Annotated in this window: 16 protein-coding genes; 7 read left to right on the top strand and 9 right to left on the bottom strand. The window is 71.3% G+C overall.

What is annotated here, in order from left to right; all coding sequences use genetic code 11:
* Positions 1-111: 111 nt before the first annotated feature.
* Positions 112-492 carry a hypothetical protein gene (locus QYS60_RS11235; protein WP_371383187.1) on the top strand — a complete coding sequence of 127 codons (381 nt, stop codon included), beginning with the start codon at positions 112-114 and terminating at the stop codon, positions 490-492.
* Positions 493-509: 17 nt separating this feature from the next.
* Here QYS60_RS11235 and QYS60_RS11230 read toward each other — a convergent pair whose 3' ends face one another.
* Positions 510-1,682, bottom strand: coding sequence for a cytochrome P450 (locus QYS60_RS11230; protein WP_371383185.1), 1,173 nt, complete (start codon positions 1,680-1,682; stop codon positions 510-512).
* A gap of 1 nt (position 1,683) precedes the next feature.
* Complete coding sequence (locus QYS60_RS11225; RefSeq protein ID WP_371383184.1) at positions 1,684-3,093, bottom strand: replication-associated recombination protein A; 1,410 nt, start codon at positions 3,091-3,093, stop codon at positions 1,684-1,686.
* A gap of 148 nt (positions 3,094-3,241) precedes the next feature.
* Between QYS60_RS11225 and QYS60_RS11220 the strand changes: the two genes are divergently transcribed.
* From QYS60_RS11220 to QYS60_RS11210, 3 genes are all read left to right on the top strand, one after another.
* Positions 3,242-4,888, top strand: coding sequence for an alkaline phosphatase (locus tag QYS60_RS11220; protein ID WP_371383182.1), 1,647 nt, complete (start codon positions 3,242-3,244; stop codon positions 4,886-4,888).
* A complete protein-coding gene (locus tag QYS60_RS11215; RefSeq protein ID WP_289382106.1) occupies positions 4,885-6,159 on the top strand; it encodes an alkaline phosphatase family protein in 1,275 nt (424 codons plus the stop codon). Before QYS60_RS11220 ends, QYS60_RS11215 begins: the two co-directional genes overlap by 4 nt.
* 84 nt (positions 6,160-6,243) lie before the next feature.
* Positions 6,244-6,669 carry a CBS domain-containing protein gene (locus QYS60_RS11210; protein WP_289382103.1) on the top strand — a complete coding sequence of 142 codons (426 nt, stop codon included), beginning with the start codon at positions 6,244-6,246 and terminating at the stop codon, positions 6,667-6,669.
* Between the two features lie 39 nt (positions 6,670-6,708).
* Here the strand turns inward: QYS60_RS11210 and QYS60_RS11205 are convergent, their stop codons facing one another.
* Positions 6,709-7,848 carry a kinase gene (locus QYS60_RS11205; RefSeq protein WP_289382110.1) on the bottom strand — a complete coding sequence of 380 codons (1,140 nt, stop codon included), beginning with the start codon at positions 7,846-7,848 and terminating at the stop codon, positions 6,709-6,711.
* Between the two features lie 217 nt (positions 7,849-8,065).
* Entirely contained in the window at positions 8,066-9,844 is a 1,779-nt protein-coding gene (aspS, locus tag QYS60_RS11200) for an aspartate--tRNA ligase (RefSeq protein ID WP_054372814.1), read from the bottom strand.
* 145 nt (positions 9,845-9,989) lie between these two features.
* Between aspS and QYS60_RS11195 the strand changes: the two genes are divergently transcribed.
* Both QYS60_RS11195 and QYS60_RS11190 read left to right on the top strand, forming a co-directional pair.
* Positions 9,990-10,904 (top strand): neutral zinc metallopeptidase, encoded by a 915-nt coding sequence (locus QYS60_RS11195; protein WP_371383180.1) that lies wholly within the window; start codon positions 9,990-9,992, stop codon positions 10,902-10,904.
* A gap of 83 nt (positions 10,905-10,987) precedes the next feature.
* Entirely contained in the window at positions 10,988-12,427 is a 1,440-nt protein-coding gene (locus QYS60_RS11190) for a lipase maturation factor family protein (RefSeq protein WP_371383178.1), read from the top strand.
* Positions 12,428-12,883: 456 nt separating this feature from the next.
* Here the strand turns inward: QYS60_RS11190 and QYS60_RS11185 are convergent, their stop codons facing one another.
* From QYS60_RS11185 to QYS60_RS11175, 3 genes are all read right to left on the bottom strand, one after another.
* Positions 12,884-14,287, bottom strand: a complete 1,404-nt coding sequence (locus tag QYS60_RS11185) for a wax ester/triacylglycerol synthase family O-acyltransferase (protein WP_371383176.1) — start codon at positions 14,285-14,287, stop codon at positions 12,884-12,886.
* Positions 14,288-14,303: 16 nt separating this feature from the next.
* Positions 14,304-14,954 carry a response regulator transcription factor gene (locus tag QYS60_RS11180; protein WP_289379516.1) on the bottom strand — a complete coding sequence of 217 codons (651 nt, stop codon included), beginning with the start codon at positions 14,952-14,954 and terminating at the stop codon, positions 14,304-14,306.
* Positions 14,955-15,044: 90 nt separating this feature from the next.
* Complete coding sequence (locus QYS60_RS11175; RefSeq protein WP_289379515.1) at positions 15,045-15,467, bottom strand: pyridoxamine 5'-phosphate oxidase family protein; 423 nt, start codon at positions 15,465-15,467, stop codon at positions 15,045-15,047.
* Between the two features lie 213 nt (positions 15,468-15,680).
* On the opposite strand from QYS60_RS11175, the gene QYS60_RS11170 reads away from it, so the two are divergent.
* On the top strand, positions 15,681-17,387 hold the full coding sequence (locus QYS60_RS11170) for a GAF domain-containing sensor histidine kinase (protein WP_289379514.1): 1,707 nt from the start codon (positions 15,681-15,683) through the stop codon (positions 17,385-17,387).
* An 82-nt stretch (positions 17,388-17,469) separates the two neighbouring features.
* Here QYS60_RS11170 and QYS60_RS11165 read toward each other — a convergent pair whose 3' ends face one another.
* On the bottom strand, positions 17,470-18,639 hold the full coding sequence (locus QYS60_RS11165) for an RNA polymerase sigma factor (RefSeq protein WP_289379513.1): 1,170 nt from the start codon (positions 18,637-18,639) through the stop codon (positions 17,470-17,472).
* Between the two features lie 7 nt (positions 18,640-18,646).
* Positions 18,647-19,054, bottom strand: coding sequence for a YciI family protein (locus QYS60_RS11160; protein ID WP_289379512.1), 408 nt, complete (start codon positions 19,052-19,054; stop codon positions 18,647-18,649).
* Positions 19,055-19,328: the final 274 nt, after the last annotated feature.

Here is a 19,328-nt window from a genome sequence, read left to right as displayed (position 1 = left end):
GGCAGCGACCGCCGTGAGCATCCGCCGGGCGTGAGCGAAGTATCGTTCGGCTCTGTCGACCGGCGGCCCGACCTATCTGTTCGGCCGCACGCCCTCGGAACAGGAGCCCGTGTGCCCCCCGCCCCCACACCCGACGACGAGCACTCCGATCCTGCCCCCATCCGGCGCTGGCTGCGCCGGTTGATGCCGAACCGGTGCGACAACTGCCGGGCCCGGATCCGGCCGCCGAGCGGCGCCGACTGCCCGCCGTGCCGGCAGCTACGCCACGTCGCCGACAACGCGCGGGTGATCCTCACCAAGGGGGGCCGTCCGCCACTCGAACAGCGGGTATACGGCGAGACCAGGGCATACCGGGAATACCGCGACAAGGGGCAGCAGGCGCTCGCCGAGTTGCACGCGCGCCGCGTCGCGGTTGCTCGGCGGTCGCTTCGCGGCAGGGCCGGGCGATTCGTCGACGACATCCGTCCCGCCCCGCGACGCCGAACCGGCTGACACCCGGCGATACGCGCTCAGTCGAACTGCAGCGGCAGCTCCGCGAATCCGCCGTTCGGATAGCGGGCGGGCACGGCGGCGCGCCCGTCGGCCGGCGTGATCCGCGCGGTGCCGCCGAGCAGCTCCTCGAACAGCACCCGCAGCTCGAGCCGGGCCAGCGGGGCACCCGGGCAGTAGTGCACGCCCCGGCCGTAGACCAGGTTGTCGGCGGGGTCGCGGTCGAGGCGGAACTCGTCGGGGTCACCGAAGACGGCCTCGTCCCGGTTCACCGACGCCCACAGCACCTGCACCCGCGCATCGACAGGCAGCAGGCAACCGGCGACCCGGTGCTCGGCGGTCACCCGGCGGCGGCTGGCGACGAACGGCGGGTCGATCCGCAGGATCTCGTCGCTTGCGGCAACGAGCAGCGACGGGTCCGTCCGCAGCCGATCCTGCACCTCGGGGTGGTTCGCCAGGAAGCCGGCGACCACGCCGACGCTCGCGGCGATCGTCGACAGCTCGCCGACGGTCCAGTTGCGCACGATCGAGACGATCTCCTCGTCGCGCAGCGGCCGGCCGTCCGCGGTCTCGTGCAGCAGTTCGCCCGTGGGATCGGTGACGGGCTCGCCGCGACGGGCGTCGAGCTGGGCGCGGATGTGGCCGTCGAACTCGACGGCGACCGCCGACAGCGCCGCCCGGTCCCCGGCGCGGGTGGCGCGGCGGTTCTTCTCCGCCCACGCCCGCAGCGGCGCCCGCAGCGCATCGGGCCAGCCCATGAACGCGCACGTGATGTTGTCGGCGAACGGCTCGGCCAGCGCGGACATCACCTCGACCGCGCGTCCGCGGGGCAGGGCGGCGACCAGTTCGGCGGCGACGGCGCGGCAGGCCGGTTCGAACGCGGCGAGCCGCTCGACGGTGAAATAGCGGTCGACGACGGCGCGGTACGCGCGGTGTCGTTCCCCGTCGAGTCCGTTGGGGATCTGCAGGTGCCGCGACACGGCATTGGAGAACGTCGCGGGGTCGTCCAGGATCCGCACGGCCTCGGCGTGCCCGAAAACGGTCCAGCTGCGGTCACCGTCGTACGCGATCGGCCCGCGGGCCCGCATCGCGTCGTACCCGACGACCTGATCCGCCTGCACCGCCTCGGAGCGCGGATCCCACTCCGCGTGCGCCGTGTCGATGGTGGCCTCCTCGCGTCGGTGCCGGACCACGCTAACGCGTGCCGCGCACGATCCGTCGCAGTTTCGGCACCCGCTGTGCCAGCTCCCGCTCGGCTCCGTGGCCGGTCGGGGTGTAGTAGTCGACGCCGACGAGTTCGTCCGGCGCGTACTGCTGCGCCAGCACGCCGTCGGGGTGGTCGTGCGGGTAGCGGTAGCCGACGGCGTTGCCGAGCTTCTGGGCGCCGGCGTAGTGGCCGTCGCGCAGATGCGCCGGCACCGACCCGGACCGGCCGGCCTCGACGTCGGCGATCGCGGCGCCGAGCGCGGCGGTGACCGCACCCGACTTGGGTGCGGTGGCGATGTGAATGGTGGCCTGCGCCAGGGCGAGCTGGGCCTCGGGCATGCCGACGAGCTGCACGACCTGCGCAGCCGCCGTCGCCGCCTGCAGCGCGGTCGGATCGGCCATGCCGACCTCCTCGCTGGCCTGGATCATCAGCCGGCGCGCGATGAACCGCGGGTCCTCCCCCGCGACGATCATCCGCGCGAGGTAGTGCAGCGCGGCGTCGACATCGGAGCCGCGCAGCGACTTGATGAACGCGCTCGCGACGTCGTAGTGCTGGTCGCCGTCGCGGTCGTAGCGCACCGCGGCCTTGTCGATGCTCGCCTCGACGGTCGGCAGGTCGATCGTCGCGCCCGTCCCGCCGCGGTCGAGGGCGGTCTCGGCGGCCGCCTCGAGGGCGGTGAGCGCACGCCGTGCGTCGCCGCCGGCGAGGCGCACCAGGTGCTCGAGCGCCTCGTCGGTGATCTGCACGCTTCCGTCGAGGCCGCGTTCGTCGGTCCGGGCCCGCTCGAGCAGGGCCCGGATGTCGTCGGGACCCAGCGGCTGCAGCTGCAGCACCAGGGAACGGGACAGCAGCGGGGCGACGACGGAGAACGACGGATTCTCGGTGGTGGCGGCCACGAGCAGCACGATCCGGTTCTCCACCGCGGCGAGCAGCGCGTCCTGCTGGGTCTTGGAGAACCGGTGCACCTCGTCGATGAAGAGCACGGTCTGCTCGCCGGCGCTGAGACGGCGGCGGGCCAGTTCGATCACGGCGCGCACGTCCTTGACGCCGGCGGACAGCGCGGACAGCGCCTCGAAGCGTCGACCGGTGGCGCCGGAGATGAGGGAGGCCAGGGTGGTCTTTCCCGTGCCGGGCGGGCCGTAGAGCACGACAGACGCGGCGCCGGAGCCCTCGACGAGGCGGCGCAGCGGCGCGCCGGGGGCGAGCAGGTGCTGCTGGCCGACGACTTCGCTCAGGTCGGCCGGGCGCATACGGGCGGCGAGCGGTGCGTTCGGTCCGCCGCCGCGGGGCGGACGCGCCGCCGGTTGCGCGGGGTCGGGTTCGGGTCCGGTCGGGCGGGGAGCCTCGAACAAGGTGTCCGGCCCGGTGGGTTCCTCCGCTCCGAAGAAGGTGCTCACCCCACGAAGCTACCGTCCCGTCCCGACGGCGGTCCGGGCCGACGGGGCGTGAACCGATCGTGAACGATCGGGGCGTTCGGCCGTGGTACTTGCTCATCGCGGGGCACGCTGGTCTGATCATCCGGTGTCCCCGACCCAATCTCGCGTCGTGTCGCGACGGACCGCGCTGCGCGCGGGCGGCGCCGTCCTCGGTGCCGCGGCTCTGGCGGCCGTCTCCGCCTCCCCCGCCTCGGCGCAGAACGCCGTGTTCGCGCACGCCGTCGCCTCCGGCGACCCGCTGCCCGACCGGGTGATCCTGTGGACCCGCGTCACGCCCGCCCCGGACGCCGTGCCGGGTTCCGGCCTCGGCGCGGCGACGGCGGTCCGCTGGGAAGTCGCCACCGACGGCGATTTCCGCGACGTGGTGGCCTCGGGGTCCGTGACCACGTCCCCGGCGTCCGACCACACCGTCAAGGTCGACGCGACGGGCCTCGAACCGGACACCGCCTACTTCTACCGTTTCACCGCCGGCGACGTGTCCTCCCCCGTCGGCCGTACCCGCACCGCGCCGGGGCCGGACACCGATACGGACCGTCTGCGGTTCGCGGTGGTGTCGTGCTCGAACTGGGAGGCCGGGTTCTTCGGCGTCTACCGGCACCTGGCGGCGCGCCCGGACCTCGATGCCGTCGTGCACCTCGGCGATTACCTGTACGAGTACGGCACGGGCGAGTACGCCGCCGGCGGCCGCCGGGTGGTGCGCCCGCACGACCCCCGGCACGAGATCGTCACCCTGGCCGACTACCGGATCCGGCACGGCCAGTACAAGAGCGACCCCGACTCGCAGCAGTTGCACGCGCTGGTGCCGTGGATCGTGGTGTGGGACGACCACGAGAGCGCCAACGACGCCTGGTCCGGCGGCGCGGAGAACCACGATCCTGCCGTCGAGGGGCTCTGGACGGACCGGCGGGCCGCGGCCCTGCAGGCGTACCTCGAGTGGCAGCCCGTCCGGCCGGGCGGCACCGCCGACGCGCCCCGGTTGTACCGGCGGTTGCAGTTCGGGAACCTGGCCGAGTTGTCGATGCTGGATCTGCGCAGCTACCGATCCGAGCAGGTGAACGGGCGCCGTATCGACGACCCGGAACGCACCATCACCGGCGCCGAGCAGATGGCGTGGCTGACTGCGGGCGTCAGCAGTTCGGGCACGCGATGGCAGCTCGTCGGGAATCCGGTGATGATCGCGCCCGTGCTGCTGCCGCCGCTGGACCAGCGGACCACGGCGGCGCTGACCGCCGTCGCGGGGATCCCTGCTGCGGGCGCGCCGTTCAACGTCGACCAGTGGGACGGCTACCCCGCGGACCGGCGACGGCTGCTCGACGCGATTCGTGCGTCCGGCCGGGACGTGGTGTTCCTCACCGGCGACATCCACTCGTCGTGGGCCGCCGACATCCCTGTCGACGCCGCGAACTATCCGGGCGCAGGCACCGTGGCCACGGAGCTCGTGGTGCCCTCGGTGACCTCGGCGAACATCGACGAGTTGCTCGGCGTCTCGCGGCGCACCGTCTCGCCGTCGATCGAGGCGGCGATACAGGCGACGAATCGCCACATCGGGTACGTGGAGCTGGATTCGCACGGTTTCGGAATCCTGGACGTGACGGCCGACGCGGTGCAGATGGACTGGTTCTACGTCCTCGATCCGACCGACCCGGAGACCGGGGTCCGGTACGGCACGAGCCGACGGGTCGCGGCCGGCACGCCGCGGCTCGGACCGGCCGGCCCGCTCGATCCGGGTGCGCACCGCCGGGCGGACCGGCCGTGACGCGGTCCGCCGGGGCGATCGACCGGCGCACGATGCTCGCGGGCACGGCCGTGCTGGCCGGGGTGGCCCTGACCGGTACTGCTCCCGCACGGGCGGCGGCGCCGGCGCTGCTCCCGGACGCGGACGTGCACGTCCTCGTCGTGGACGGGATGCGCCCGGACGAACTCGTGCCGGGTCTCACGCCGCATCTCGTGGCGCTCGCCGACGCCGGCACCCGGTACAGCGCGGCCCGGGCGATTCCGGTCGCCGAGACGCTCCCCAACCATGCGGCGATGATGACCGGTGTGCTGCCGCACCGGAACGGGGTGCCCGCGAATTCGGTCTTCGACCCGATGCTCGGACGTACCCGGGACCTGGATCGGCCGGCCGACCTGCGCGCGGCCACGGTGCTCGACCGCCTGCCCCGCGAACTGGGGTTGACGACGGCGAGCGTGCTGTCCAAGCGGTACCTGCACGGATTGTTCGGTGGTCGCGCGTCGGTGGCGTGGGATCCGGTGCCGCTGCTCCCGGTCACCGAGCACGCCCCGGACCGGTTCACGATCGACGCGCTGATCTCCGTGGTGGACGAGCGGTCACCGCGGTTGACGTTCACCAACCTCGGCGACGTGGACCGCGTCGGGCACCTGGACGTGCTCGGCGCGTCGCTGCGGCTCGCCCGGACGGCGGCACTGCGCTCGACGGACGAGCAGGTGGCGCGGTTCGTCGAGTTCCTGCGCGCGACGGGGCGGTGGGAACGCTCGGTGCTGATGGTGCTGGCCGACCACGGGATGGACTGGTCGGCGCCGGACCAGTTGATCGGCCTCGTCGACGTGCTCGGCGCCGACCCGTTGCTCGCCGGCTCGGTGCGCACCGCACAGAACGGTGGCGCGAACCTGCTGTACTGGGTCGGCGATCCGGCGGCCCGGCTGGAGGCGGTGGCGCGGATGCGGGAGGTGGCTGCCGTCGTCCCGGGCGTGGCCGGGTTGTACGCGGGAGCGGATCTGGGTCTCGGTGCGGCCGCAGGCGATCTGGTGGCGTTGTGCGACGCGGGGTGGCGGTTCTCCGATCCGAGCCCGCTGTCGAATCCGATTCCGGGCAATCACGGGCACGCCGCGACCGTCGACATCCCGTTCTTCGTCGCCGGCGGGCACGCGAGCCTCCGCCGGGGCTCGACGGTCTCCGACCCCCTGCGCACCCTGGACGTCGCCCCCACGGTCGCGGCACTGTTCGGGTTGGCCGAACCGCCGGGCGGCTGGGACGGCCGCGCGGCGGCGCACGCCTTCGCCGGGTGAATTCGACGTCGACTCCCCTTCCACCGTCCGCCGCCGCGCGTGACAATGGAAGGGCAGTAACCGTTTTCAACGGAGGAGGCAGTGATGACCACTGCACGCGACATCATGCACGGTGACGCGGTCTGCATCGGTGAACACGACACCCTCGAGACCGCGGCCCGGCGGATGCGGGAACTGGACATCGGCGCGTTGCCGATCTGCGGCGACGACAATCGGCTCCACGGCATCATCACCGACCGCGACATCGTGCTCGAGTGCGTGGCTGCGGGCGGCGACCCGCGTTCGATGACGGCCGGTGCGCTCGCCCACGGCAAGCCCTACGTGGTCGACGCGGACGCGGACGTCGGCCGGGTCCTGACGGTGATGGAGGAACACCGGATCCGCAGGCTGCCGGTGGTCGAGGAGCATCGACTGGTCGGGATGATCAGCGAGGCCGACCTGGCCACACATCTGCCGGAGTCGGAGGTGGGCCGGTTCGTCGAGGCGATCTGCGCGCGCACCGCGCCGTGACGCACCACGCCGGGCCGTGACGCTCCGCGCGCGGCCCGGTCAGTCGCCGACGCGCCGCTCGAGGCGGTCGAGGACGTCCCGGGCATGCCCGGCGACGTCGTCGTGTCCGGTGTCGCCGGCGAAGTCGGCGAGCAGCGACCAGCGGCTGCGCAGCGCGTCCGGCCACGGCACGGACAGATGGTGGTCCCGCACCGCAGCGACACGGGCAGGGTCCTCGGGAACGAACAGGTAGGTGCTCAACCACACCCACGCGAGTTGTGCGTCGAGCAACCGCTCGGCGAGCACCTCGTCGAAGCCGAGCGAGGGCCACATGCCCACCACCTCGGCACGCCACGCGTCGGCCATCGCGCGGGCCCGCTCGAGGGTGAGCGGTGCCTTGCACAGGCAGGCCGGGAAGGAGGTGAGGGCATAGGCGATGTCGAGGGTGGCGTCGCGGAAGCCGCCCCATTCGTAGTCGAGGAACTGCACGCCCTCGTCTCCGACGACGATGTTGTCCGGGCACAGGTCCGAAGGACTGAACGCCCGGAACCGGCCGGCGGTGAACAGCTTCGCGGACCGCTCGGCGCGGTCGATCACGCTCTGCGGCACCTCGAGCCCGAACTCGACGGCGAAGCGGTCGGGCACCCCACGCAGCGCGGCGGTGGCCTGCTCGACGACCGCATCGGCGAAATGCGCCACCTCGGCGCGGCGCAGCAGCGCGGCGAAGTCCTCTTCGCGCCCGACGGTCGCGGCATGCATCCGGCCGAGGGCCTGGGCGAACGCCATGAGGGTGTTGGTGACCGTGTCGGTGTCGTCGCTGCGCAGCAGCGTGGCGATCGGAGTGGCGTCGCCGAGATCGCTGAGCACGAGCAGGCGGGATTCGAAGTCGTACGCCAGCAGTTCGGCGCCGGGCCGGTCGTCCTTGGCCAGGGCGGTGGCGAACTGGTAGGACACCGCCTCCCGGAGGAACGCGACCTCGTCGTCGGTGGCGGCACCGCGGAATCCCACCCGCCGGTTCGTGCGCGGCGGCACCTGCTTGAGCACCAGGGTGCGCGGCAGGGAGAACGGGTTCGCCGCGACCCGCACGCGCAGGACCACCGAGCGGCCGCTGCCGCCGAGATCCACCGGATCGGCCAAGGTCACGGGTGCGCCGGTACGCCGGGTCAGCAGCTTTTCCGCCGCCTCCACCACTTCCGACATGGGCTCCGCCAAAGTTGCAGTCATCGCCTGACAATCTACCCGGTTCGGGCGACGATCAGTTCGTGCACGAACCGCATCTTGACCGAAACGTGCGTGGGCAGCACGAACGGATGCCGGTCGCGTGACCCGGTGCACCGGGTTCGGTGACGGCCGGCGCCCCGGTGGCGCCACCTGGGGATCCCCGGTCGGCGCCACCGGGGACTGCTGTCCCGTCCTCTTACTTCCCGGCCGGCTTCGGCTCCGGCTTGAAGTCGATGCCCGAGTCCTTGCGCTGTTCGGCAGTGATGGGCGCCGGGGCGTCGGTCAGCGGATCGACGCCACCGCCGGACTTCGGGAACGCGATGACTTCGCGGATCGAGTCCGCACCGGCGAGCAGGGCGGTGATGCGGTCCCAGCCGAAGGCGATGCCGCCGTGCGGCGGCGCGCCGTACTTGAACGCCTCGAGCAGGAAGCCGAACTTCTCGTTCGCGTCCTCCTCGGAGATCCCCATCACCTTGAACACGCGCTGCTGGATGTCCATGCGGTGGATACGGATCGAGCCGCCGCCGATCTCGTGGCCGTTGCACACGATGTCGTACGCGTAGGCGAGTGCCGAACCGGGGTCGCTGTCGAACGTGTCGAGGTGCTCGGGCATCGGCGAGGTGAAGGCGTGGTGCACCGCAGTCCACGCGGAGGTGCCGAGCGCCACGTCGCCGGACGCGGTGGCGTCGGCGGCGGGCTCGAACAGCGGGGCGTCGACGACCCACACGAACTTCCAGTCGTCGGGATCGATGAGATCGAGCTTGCGGGCGATCTCGCCGCGCGCGGCACCGAGCAGCGCACGCATGGGCTTGGTGGGGCCGGCGGCGAAGAAGATGCAGTCCCCCGGCTGGGCACCGACATGCGCAGCCAGACCGTCCCGTTCGGTGTCGGTGAGGTTCTTCGCGACCGGTCCGGACAGTTCGCCGTCCTCGCCGACCAGCACGTACGCCAGGCCCTTCGCACCCCGCTGCTTGGCCCACTCCTGCCAGGCGTCGAGCTGGCGCCGCGGCTGGCTCGCACCGCCGGGCATGACGACCGCACCGACGTACTCGGCCTGGAACACCCGGAAGGTGGTGTCCTTGAAGAACTCCTTGCACTCGACCAACTCGAGGCCGAAACGCAGGTCGGGCTTGTCCGAGCCGAAGCGGCGCATCGCCTCGGCGTAGGTCATCCGCGGGATCGGTGTGGTCAGCTCGTGGCCGATCAGACGCCACAGCGCGTGCAGGATCTCCTCGGCGAGGAGGATCACATCGTCCTGGCCCACGAAGGCCATCTCGATGTCGAGCTGGGTGAACTCCGGCTGGCGGTCGGCGCGGAAGTCCTCGTCCCGGTAGCAGCGGGCGATCTGGTAGTAGCGCTCGATGCCGCCGGCCATGAGCAGCTGCTTGAACAGCTGCGGCGACTGCGGCAGCGCGTAGAAGCTGCCGGGCTGCAGCCGTGCCGGCACCACGAAGTCGCGTGCGCCCTCCGGGGTGGAGCGCGTCAGCGTCGGAGTCTCGACCTCCACGAAGCTGTGGTGGGCCAGCACGGCGCGCGCGGCGGCGTTGACCTTGCTGCGCAGCCGGATAGCCTTGCCCGGGCCCTCGCGCCGCAGGTCCAGGTAGCGGTACTTGAGGCGGGCTTCCTCACCGACCTGGTCGTCGAGCTGGAACGGCAGCGGTGCGGCCTCGTTGAGCACCTCGAGCTGCGTCGCGTTCACCTCGACGGCACCGGTGGGGATGTCGAAGTTCTGGTTGCCCTCCGGGCGGACCTCGACGGCTCCGACGACCTTGATGCAGTACTCGGCGCGCAGACGGTGGGCCTGCTCGAGGACGTCGCCCTCGCGGAAGACGACCTGCGACACGCCCGACGCGTCGCGCAGGTCGATGAAGATCACCCCGCCGTGGTCGCGGCGCCGGGCCACCCAGCCGGTGAGGGTGACGGTCTGCTCGGCGTGCTCGGCTCGCAACGAGCCGGCGAGATGGGTGCGCAGCACGGAATTCCTTTCGAAACAACATTGGCGAGGGACGTCGTCGCTGCAATCCTACGAAAGGCACGTATCCGCCGAGGACACCCGTACCCGATCGGCCGTGCCAAGCTGAACCGGTCGGTCACCCTGCGACGAGAAAGCGAAGGCGGCGATGACGTTCAACGAGGGCGCGCGGATGGAGGGCGGCCGGATCCGGCTCGGCGGCGGAGGCAGCCCCGGCGGGCGCATCGCGATCGGTGGTGGGGCCGGCGGCCTGGTGGTGCTGATCCTGGCACTGCTGTTCGGGGGTGATCCCGGCTCCCTGCTCGGCAGCGGCGCCCCGGAGCAGGCCGGACAGTACGGCTCGGGCACCCTCGAGGGCTGCGAGACGGGTGCGGACGCCAACGCGAGCGTCGACTGCCGCGTCCAGTTCACCGTCGGCAGCCTCGACGCGGTGTGGGAACAGCAGCTCGGGCCGCAGACCGGCGTCGAGTACGTCCGGCCCGACGTCGTGCTGTTCTCCGGCGCGGTCGCGACGGGCTGCGGCAACGCCACGAGCGACGTCGGGCCGTTCTACTGCCCGGCCGACCGAACTGCGTACTTCGACACCAGCTTCTTCCAGGATCTGGTCACCCGGTTCGGCGCCAACGCGGGCCCGCTCGCGCAGGAATACGTCGTCGCGCACGAGGTGGGCCACCATCTGCAGAATCAGCTCGGGGACCTCGGCCGCGCGCAGGCCGATCCGCGCGGCGCCGACTCCGGCGCGGTCCGGACCGAGTTGCAGGCCGACTGCTACGCCGGCGCCTGGGCGTACCACGCCGACAAGCAGCCGGATCCGAACACCGGGGAGCCGTTCCTGCAGCCGCTCACCGACCAGGACATCCGCGACGCACTGTCGGCAGCCTCCGCCGTCGGCGACGATCGGATCCAGGCCTCCGCCGGCGGCCGGGTCAACCCCGAGGGCTGGACGCACGGCTCGTCCGAACAGCGGCAGAAGTGGTTCCTCGCCGGGTACACCACCGGGCAGATCGCGGCGTGCGACACCTACACGGCGCGGGATCTGGACAGTCCACCGGCGCTGCGCTGAATCGCCGCCGCGACGATCCCGTTCCCGGAATGCGGAGTCCGTGCCATGCTCGAGAGGTCCGCGCCGGGACGAGGTGAGCTGCCGTGGAATGGTACGACGCCGAGGGGTACTCGCTGGGACGGTTGCTGTGCACGCGTGCGCTCGCCCTGGTCTACCTCGTCGCGTTCCTCGTGGCGCTCAACCAGTTCCGGGCGCTGCTCGGAAGCACCGGCCTGACGCCGATCCCCCGCTTCCTGAGCGCGACGTCGTTCGGCCGTGCCCCGAGCGTGTTCCACCTGCGCTACTCGGACCGTCTGTTCGCGGCGGTCGCCGGTCTCGGCGCGGTCCTGGCCGCCGCCACGGCCCTCGGGGTGACGGACCGGCTGCCGCTGATCGCCTCGATGCTCGTCTGGTTCCTGATGTGGCTGCTGTACCTGTCGATCGTCAACGTCGGTCAGGTCTGGTACTCGTTCGGCTGGGAATCGTTGCTGCTCGAGGCCGGATTCCTGGCGATCTTCCTCGGCAACGCGGACACCGCCCCGCCACTGCTCGTCCTGATCCTGCTCCGCTGGCTGCTGTTCCGGCTCGAGTTCGGGGCGGGCCTGATCAAGATGCGCGGCGACCGGTGCTGGCGGGATCTGACGTGCCTGTACTACCACCACGAGACTCAGCCGATGCCCGGCCCGCTGAGCTGGTACTTCCATCACCTGCCCAAGCCGCTGCACCGGGTCGAGGTGGCCGGGAACCACGTCACCCAGCTGGTGGTGCCGTTCTTCCTGTTCGCGCCGCAACCGATCGCGGGGATCGCGGCGTCGATCATGATCGTCACCCAGCTGTGGCTGGTCATCAGCGGGAACTTCTCGTGGCTGAACTGGCTGACGATCGTGCTGGCGCTGTCGGTGATCCCGGACGACTGGTGGGAGCGTCTGCTGCCGCTCGAGCCGGGCACGGGGTACGGGCCGACACCGACGGTGTTCGTGGCAGCGGTCCTCGCGCTGACCGGGACGGTCGCGGTGCTGAGCTATCTGCCGGTGCGGAACATGCTCTCGCACCGGCAGGCGATGAACGCCTCGTTCAACCGATGGCACTTCGTCAACACCTACGGCGCGTTCGGCAGCATCACCCGGCACCGGCACGAGGTGATCGTCGAGGGCACCTCGGATCGGCAGATCGGTCCCGGCACCGTGTGGCGCGAATACGAGTTCAAGGGCAAACCCGGCGACGTGCAGCGCCGGCCCCGCCAGTACGCGCCGTACCACCTACGGCTGGACTGGTTGATGTGGTTTGCCGCGCTGTCCCCCGACTACGCACGCTCCTGGTTCGGGCGACTGCTCGAGAAGCTGCTGACCAACGACAGGCACGTGACGGCGTTGCTACGCAGTAACCCGTTTCCCGACGAGCCGCCGCGCTGGGTGCGGGCACGCTACTTCGACTACCGGTACACCACGCGGCGTGAGCGCCGGGAGACCGGCGCCTGGTGGGTGCGCGAGTACGTTACCGAGTACATGCGGCCGGTGGCCCTGGCCGAGGGTGACGACGGGTGAGAAGTGCACGCAATCGTCGGGACCTACCGGTGCGGAGGACAGCGGTTCCTTTACCGAATTCATGCTTTTCCGAATCGAAGTATTTACTCGAGGGGCCACGGGAATTCACACGAGCGGGCGGCCTGCGGTTTTCCAACCGCAGGCCGCCCGCTCGTCGAGTCCAGCTTACGCAGCGTCGGAGCTGCCGGCGGCCTCAGCCGAGCCCGAGAAGAAGTCGAGCGCGTCGAAGAGGGTCGACACGGCGTCGAAGAATTCGCTGAGGAAAGCGAGGTCCATTAGGTAACTCCATTTCTGATGCTGTACACGGCGGTGCGGGTCGTGCACCGACTCAATTGTTACCGGAGGCTTTGAACGTCTGCAATTCGAGACACAATCCGGCAGATACGACGTACCGCGAAATTCCAGCAATACGGACGGCGCCAACAAAGTACGTCGCGCCGCAATTCGCGCAGGTCGTCACGGGTCGAGGCGCGCAGACGGCGCCGCACACAATTCGTCGACGGCAGCGGCGAATCCCGCTGCCACGATCTCGAGATCGGGAACGAGCACCGCGTCCGCAACCAGATCGATATTCAGCCGGCCCGCGTAGGACAGCACTCCGACGCCGAGGCCGACATTGCCCTGCACCACGCCGATCTGGAACATCTCGAGGATGCGGGCCCCGGCGAAGTAGAGCGGCACAGGCGGGCCGACCAGATTGCTGACGAACAGATTGACCAGCCGTTGACGCCGCATGACCCACACCGTCCAACGCTGGAGCAGCCGGCCCCCGGGCTGCAGCGGCGGCTCCCGCCGGAGCCGGGCGGTCTCGCGAGCGACGGCCACGAGCCGCGCGGCCACCGGTCCGGGCCCCACCGGCAGCGGCACGAGCAGGATCCCGACCCGGTTTCCCGGGCTCCGGTCGCCGGTGGTGCGCAACGACGCCGCGACCGACACAGTCAGGATCAGATCCGGGTCGTGCATGCCGCGCGCTTCGAGGAGCCGCCGCAGCCCGGCCGCGACGGCGGCGAGTACGACGTCGTTGACCGTCGCCCCGTGCGCATGGGCGACGCGACGGACCTCGGCGAGGTCGCAGCGCACCAGGCTCAGCCGGCGGTGCGGTCCCACAGGACCGTCGAACGGCACCCGCGGGGCCTTGCCGTGCCGCGCCAGTTCGCGCAACTGCCGCATCCGCAGCGCGCCCCGTCGCGCCGCCGCCGCAGGCCGCACCGCCCGGATCCGACGCCGCGCGGCCGCGCTCCGGCGGCGCAGGTTGTCGCGGACGAGCGCGCGCACCGAGGGCACAGGTGCCGGGGCCGGCACCGGAAGGGTGTCCTCGTCGGGCGGGACCGCGGCGGTGTCGAGGAGGGCGCCGAACAGTTCGAGGGCGGCGATGCCGTCGGCGACCACGTGGTGCAGCCGCAGAAGCATCGCGACCGTCCCGTCGTCGCGATCGGTGAGCAGCCACAGCTCCCACAGTGGCCGCGAACGGTCGAGGCGGGGCTCGTCCAGTTCCGCGCACGTGCGCAACCAGGTCGCCTCGTCGCCGGGGGCGGGCAGGGCACGGGTCCGCACGTGGTACGAGATGTCGAAGCGCGAGTCGTCGACCCACACCGGCGGTCCGGCACCCGGCGGCGGCCGGTGCAACCGCTGGCGCAGCCGCGGTGCTCGACGAGTGCGGCGCTCGACGTGTGCGCGGATCGCCGCCAGCCGGAGCCGCCCCACCGCATCACGCAGCGGTGTCCCGTCCACGACGACGAGCGCCGCCACGTGCATCGGCACCCCATGGTCCTCGACGCGCAGGTTGCCCACGTCGAGCGGACTCAACCGCTCGAACCGGGACCACTCCTCCGCCATGGATTCGTCCTGCCGTCGCGTCACGCCCGCCCCGGAGGGCTCAGCGCCCCCCGGGGCGTCTCGGCGGAATCTTCGTCGCCAGTACCGCAGCTTGGGTGCGGCGCTCCACGCCGAGCTTGGCCAGCAGCCGCGACACGTAGTTCTTCACCGTCTTCTCGGCCAGGAACATCCGCTCGGCGATCTGACGGTTGGTCAGCCCCTCGCCGAGCAGCGCGAGCAGGTTCCGCTCCTGCTCGGTCAGGTTCGCGTAGGGGCCGTCGCTGGTGCTGGTGTCGGCGCGCAGCTTCGCCATCAGCGTGGTCGCGGCGCGGCTGTCGAGCAGGGACTTGCCGGCGCCCACGTCCCGCACGGCCTGGATCAGCTCGGTTCCGCGGATGTCCTTGAGCGCGTACCCGCTCGCGCCGGCAAGGATCGCATCGAGCATCGCCTGCTCGTCGGTGAACGAGGTCAGCATCAGGCAGCGCAGTTGCGGCATCTGCGAGAGCAGTTCCCGGCACAGCTCGATGCCGTTGCCGTCCGGGATCCGGACGTCGAGCACGGCCACGTCGGGTTCCGCGGCCGGAACCCGCACGAGCGCCTCGCCGTACGACGACGCCTCCCCCGCGATCGTCAGGTCGGGATCGGTGGTGAGCAGATCCGCGATGCCACGGCGGACGACCTCGTGGTCGTCGACGAGAAAGACCTTGACCATGCGGCAGCCTCCAATCCCCGGACAGCACGGTACCGCACGGTGAGCCGGCTCACATCGGCTCGGACCGGGTTGTCGACGGTCGCAGAATGATCAGCTGCACGCGCCGGGCCACCACGGCAGCGTGGCACGACGCCCGCTGATGTGCTCGACGTCGATGACGAGGAGCGCATCCTCCGTGCCGATGCCCCACGGCACACCGTGGGCGCCGTCGAATCCGCGGAGGCCGTCGGTGCCCCGCACGAGCCGGGCGCGGCCGATCGCGACCACGCTCCATCCTGTCCGGACCGGCGCTTCGAGCTGTTCGGCGTGGAAGGCGAGCAGCCTGCCGTCGAAGCGCTCGAACCACCCGTCGTCCCCGGTGGGAACGATGATCTCGCCGTTCGGCGCGGCAAAGGTCACCGGGTGCACCGCCGGCAGTGCGCCCTCGGTGTAGACTAGACGGCCGGTCGGCACCGAGCGCAGCAGCGCCATGCACCGACCGGGCGCGAGCGGGGCGTCCGGACCCGTGGTCATCCTGGGCCTACTCCTCCCACCGAGACATTCTCCGACTCCACAGTGGCCCGCGGTGACCTCGAGCGGCAGGGCCGAAAGTCGTCACCGTCGGGGCGCAAGTCACCGCGGCGGCGGCATTCCACGGATTACCCTCTGCACAATGGGAGAAACCGGGCCTTCGGAAGCAGCCGGGCGGGGGCGCCCGGGGCCCGTGATCCACCGAAGGGGTGAGCGATGGCTGCCGACGAGGAACCGTTGCTCGCGGGCACGCTCTCACAGCTGCGGCTGAGGGAGCTGCTCGCGGAGGTCCAGGACCGCATCGACCAGGTGGTCGTCGCACGCGATCAGATCGACGGGCTGCTCGAGGCCGTGCTCACGGTCGCGTCCGGCCTCGAGCTGGAGGCGACGCTGGCGCGCATCGTGCACGCGGCCATCGAGCTCGTGGACTGCCGTTACGGCGCCTTGGGCGTGCTCAATCGCCGTGGCGACGGACTGCAGAACTTCGTGTACGAGGGCATCGACGAGGACACTCGCGCGCTGATCGGCGACCTCCCCACCGGTCACGGCCTGCTCGGGCTGCTGATCGAGCAACCGAAGCCGATCCGCCTCGACAACCTCGCCCAGCACGTGGCCTCGTCCGGCTTCCCGGATCACCATCCGCCGATGCGGACCTTTCTGGGTGTCCCGGTCCGGGTGCACGGGGAGGTCTTCGGCAACCTCTACCTCACCGAGAAGGCGAACGGTCAGTCGTTCACCGAGGACGACGAGGTGATCGTGCAGGCCCTCGCGGCCGCCGCGGGCATCGCGGTGGACAATGCGCGCCTGTTCGAGGAGGCCCGGCTGCGGCAGCGCTGGCAGGAGGCCACGAGCGAGATCCGTGCGGAACTGCTGGCCGATACCGACCCGCAGGACGTGCTCGACCTCATCGCCCGGCGCGCACTGGTGCTGGCGGAGGCGGACCACGTCCAGATCGCCCAACCCGAGGATCCGGATGTGCCGCCGGAGGAGGTCTCGACCCTGGTCGTCACCGCGTACGCCGGTTCGGACCCCACGGCGTTCGAGGGCAAGCGGATCCGGGTGGAGGGCACCGCCACCGGATCCGTGTACCGGGGCGGGCAGCCGCTCCAGGTCACGGAGTTCGACGGCGACGGCGATCGGCACGGACCGGCGCTGCTGCTGCCCCTGCGCGCCTCGGCCGACACCGTGTCGGGGGTGCTGTCGGTCGTTCGCACCGCGGATCGGGAACCCTTCGACGACCGGCAGCTCTTCCTCGCCACGTCGTTCACCGATCAGGCGGCGCTCGCGCTGAAGCTGGCCGACGACCAACGGCGGCTCAATTCCCTGACCGTGCTCGCCGACCGGGACCGCATCGCGCGGGACCTGCACGATCATGTCATCCAGCGATTGTTCGCCCACGGTTTGAACCTGCAGAGCACGCACGCCCGCACCCGTTCGCCGGAGATCCAGGGGCGCCTGGCGGACATGATCGACGACGTGCAGAACATCATCACCGACGTGCGCACCGCGATCTTCGACCTGCACGGGGGAGCGGAGGGCGGCCGCCAGCTGCGCCAGGCGCTGCACGACATCGTCGCCGAACAGACCGCCGAGGTCGGCCTGCGCACCGTGGTGCGCATGTCCGGTCCGCTCAACGTGGTCACCGGTTCCCTCGCCGATCATGCGGAGGCGGTGCTGCGGGAGGCGATGAGCAACGTGGTGCACCATTCCGGCGCGGACACCGTCACCGTCACCGTGTCGGTCGACGACTATCTCACCCTCGACGTCACCGACAACGGCGTCGGTCTTCCGGTCACCGTCGCGCGCAGTGGACTGCACAACCTGGCCTCCCGGGCGGAGGAAGCCGCAGGCACCTTCACCGCTACCGCGCTCGGCACCGGTGGCACCCGGGTGCTGTGGTCGGCTCCCCTGCCCGAGGAGTGAGCGCGCGCCACCACGACGCCCGCATCGCCCACCTCCCGCAGCTCACCCGAGTACGGCAGCGGCCTCGCCGCCGAGTGCCCGTTCAGCGACGCGGCCGGTCGTTGAGCCGGGCCGCCTGGCGTGTCAGGTGGTCACGCTCGGCGAGATTCGGGGCCTTCCGGGCTGCCTCGGCGTACAGCCATGCCGCCGTCACTGGGTCGCCGGCGCGCTCGTGGAGGTACGCCGCCACCGCGGCGTGGCGGGGCAGCGAGTCGTCCAGCGCCGCGAGCGCGGCGAGGCCGGCGCGCGGCCCGTCGGCCTCGCCGACGGCCACCGCCCGGTTGAGCCGGACGACCGGGCTGTCGGTCAGCCGGACGAGCTCGTCGTACCACTCGACGATCTGCACCCAGTCGGTCTCCTCGGCGCTCGGGGCATCGGCGTGGAGTGCCGCGATGGCGGCCTGCGCCTGGAATTCGCCCAGCCGGTCGCGGGCGAGCGCCGCCTGCAGGATCTCGACCCCCTCGGCGATCGACTCGGTGTCCCATCGGGCGCGGTCCTGCTCGGCGAGCGGCACCAGGCTGCCGTCGGGTGCCGTCCGGGCGGCACGCCGGGCATGGTGAAGCAGCATGAGAGCGAGCAGCCCCGCCACCTCGGGATGGTCGATCGCGCCGGCGAGCTGCCGGGTGAGCCGGATGGCCTCGGCGGCTAGGTCGACATCGCCGGAGTAGCCCTCGTTGAAGACGAGGTAGAGCACGCGCAGCACGGTGGCCACGTCGCCGGGCCGGTCGAACCGCACCCCGGCGACGGTGCGCTTGGCCCGGCTGATGCGCTGCGCCATGGTCGCCTCGGGCACCAGGTACGCGCGGGCGATCTGGCGGGTGGTCAGCCCGCCGACGGCGCGCAACGTGAGGGCGACCGCGGACGACGGCGTCAACGACGGGTGGGCACACAGGAAGTAGAGCTGAAGGGTGTCGTCCACCGCGGGGACGGGTGCCGGCTCGGCGCCTCGGTCACTCGGCCGGCCCCGCTCCGCGTAGACGAGCTGCTCGCGACGTCGGCGGGCACCGTCCGTGCGGACGGCATCGAGGAACCGGCGCCAGGCCACCGCGATCAGCCAGCCCTTCGGGTCCCGCGGTGGGTCGGCCGGCCAGACGCGGATCGCCTCGACCAGCGCGTCCTGCACGGCGTCCTCGGCCGCCGCGAAGTCTGCTCCGCGACGGACGAGGATCCCGAGCACGCTGGGCACGAGGGTGCGGAGCTCGAGTTCGTTCACCGGACGGTCACTCCGTGACGGTGGGCGGCGCCGTCAGGAAGGGGCGCAGCTCGAGCCACTCGTGGATCGGCTTTCCCCCCGCGCCGGGGGCGGCCGACAACTCTCCGGCCAGCTCGACGGCGCGTTCGTAGCTGTCGACGTCGATCACCATCCAGCCGGCAATGAGATCCTTGGTCTCGGCGAACGGGCCGTCGGTGACGGGCGGCCGGCCCTCGCCGTCGTACCGCACGAACACTCCCTCCGGGGCGAGCGCCTGACCGTCGACGAATTCGCCGGTCCCCTCGAGCCGGGCCGCGAAGTCGTGCATGTACTGCATGTGCGCCGAGATCTCCTCGGGCGTCCACTGGTCCATGGGCACGTCGTTGACCGCCGCCGGAGCGCCGCGGTAGTGCTTGAGCAGCAGGTACTTGGCCATCGTGTTCTCCTCGGTGCTGGTGCAACCCATTGTGGTCGCATTCGATTCGGGGACGGAGCCGGTCGTGCGTTCTCGACATCGCCGTCCGAATCCTGTCCGGTCCGGAAATCCGGGTTCACCGACCGGAGTCGGAAAAGTCGAGTTTCTCCGATATGCGCCGGCTCGACGCGGTGTGGGGATTACCATCGAATTCGGCAAGGGAACCCGATGAACACGAATTCGACCGCACTGAGGTTTTCTCAGTAACGGCCTGCATGCTCGAACTGGGTGAGTA

Origin of the sequence: Rhodococcus sp. GXMU-t2271 (assembly GCF_041414735.1) — a bacterium.
Lineage (GTDB): Bacteria > Actinomycetota > Actinomycetes > Mycobacteriales > Mycobacteriaceae > Rhodococcus > Rhodococcus indonesiensis.
This window is presented reverse-complemented; position numbering and strand designations above follow the sequence as displayed.

Coding starts and splice junctions, on each gene's coding strand:
- QYS60_RS11160 (WP_289379512.1), bottom strand. CDS start 19,054: ATGGCCAAGTACCTGCTGCTCAAGCACTACCGCGGCGCTCCGGCGGCG.
- QYS60_RS11210 (WP_289382103.1), top strand. CDS start 6,244: ATGACCACTGCACGCGACATCATGCACGGTGACGCGGTCTGCATCGGT.
- QYS60_RS11180 (WP_289379516.1), bottom strand. CDS start 14,954: ATGGTCAAGGTCTTTCTCGTCGACGACCACGAGGTCGTCCGCCGTGGC.
- QYS60_RS11205 (WP_289382110.1), bottom strand. CDS start 7,848: ATGTCGGAAGTGGTGGAGGCGGCGGAAAAGCTGCTGACCCGGCGTACC.
- QYS60_RS11195 (WP_371383180.1), top strand. CDS start 9,990: ATGACGTTCAACGAGGGCGCGCGGATGGAGGGCGGCCGGATCCGGCTC.
- QYS60_RS11175 (WP_289379515.1), bottom strand. CDS start 15,467: ATGACCACGGGTCCGGACGCCCCGCTCGCGCCCGGTCGGTGCATGGCG.
- QYS60_RS11170 (WP_289379514.1), top strand. CDS start 15,681: ATGGCTGCCGACGAGGAACCGTTGCTCGCGGGCACGCTCTCACAGCTG.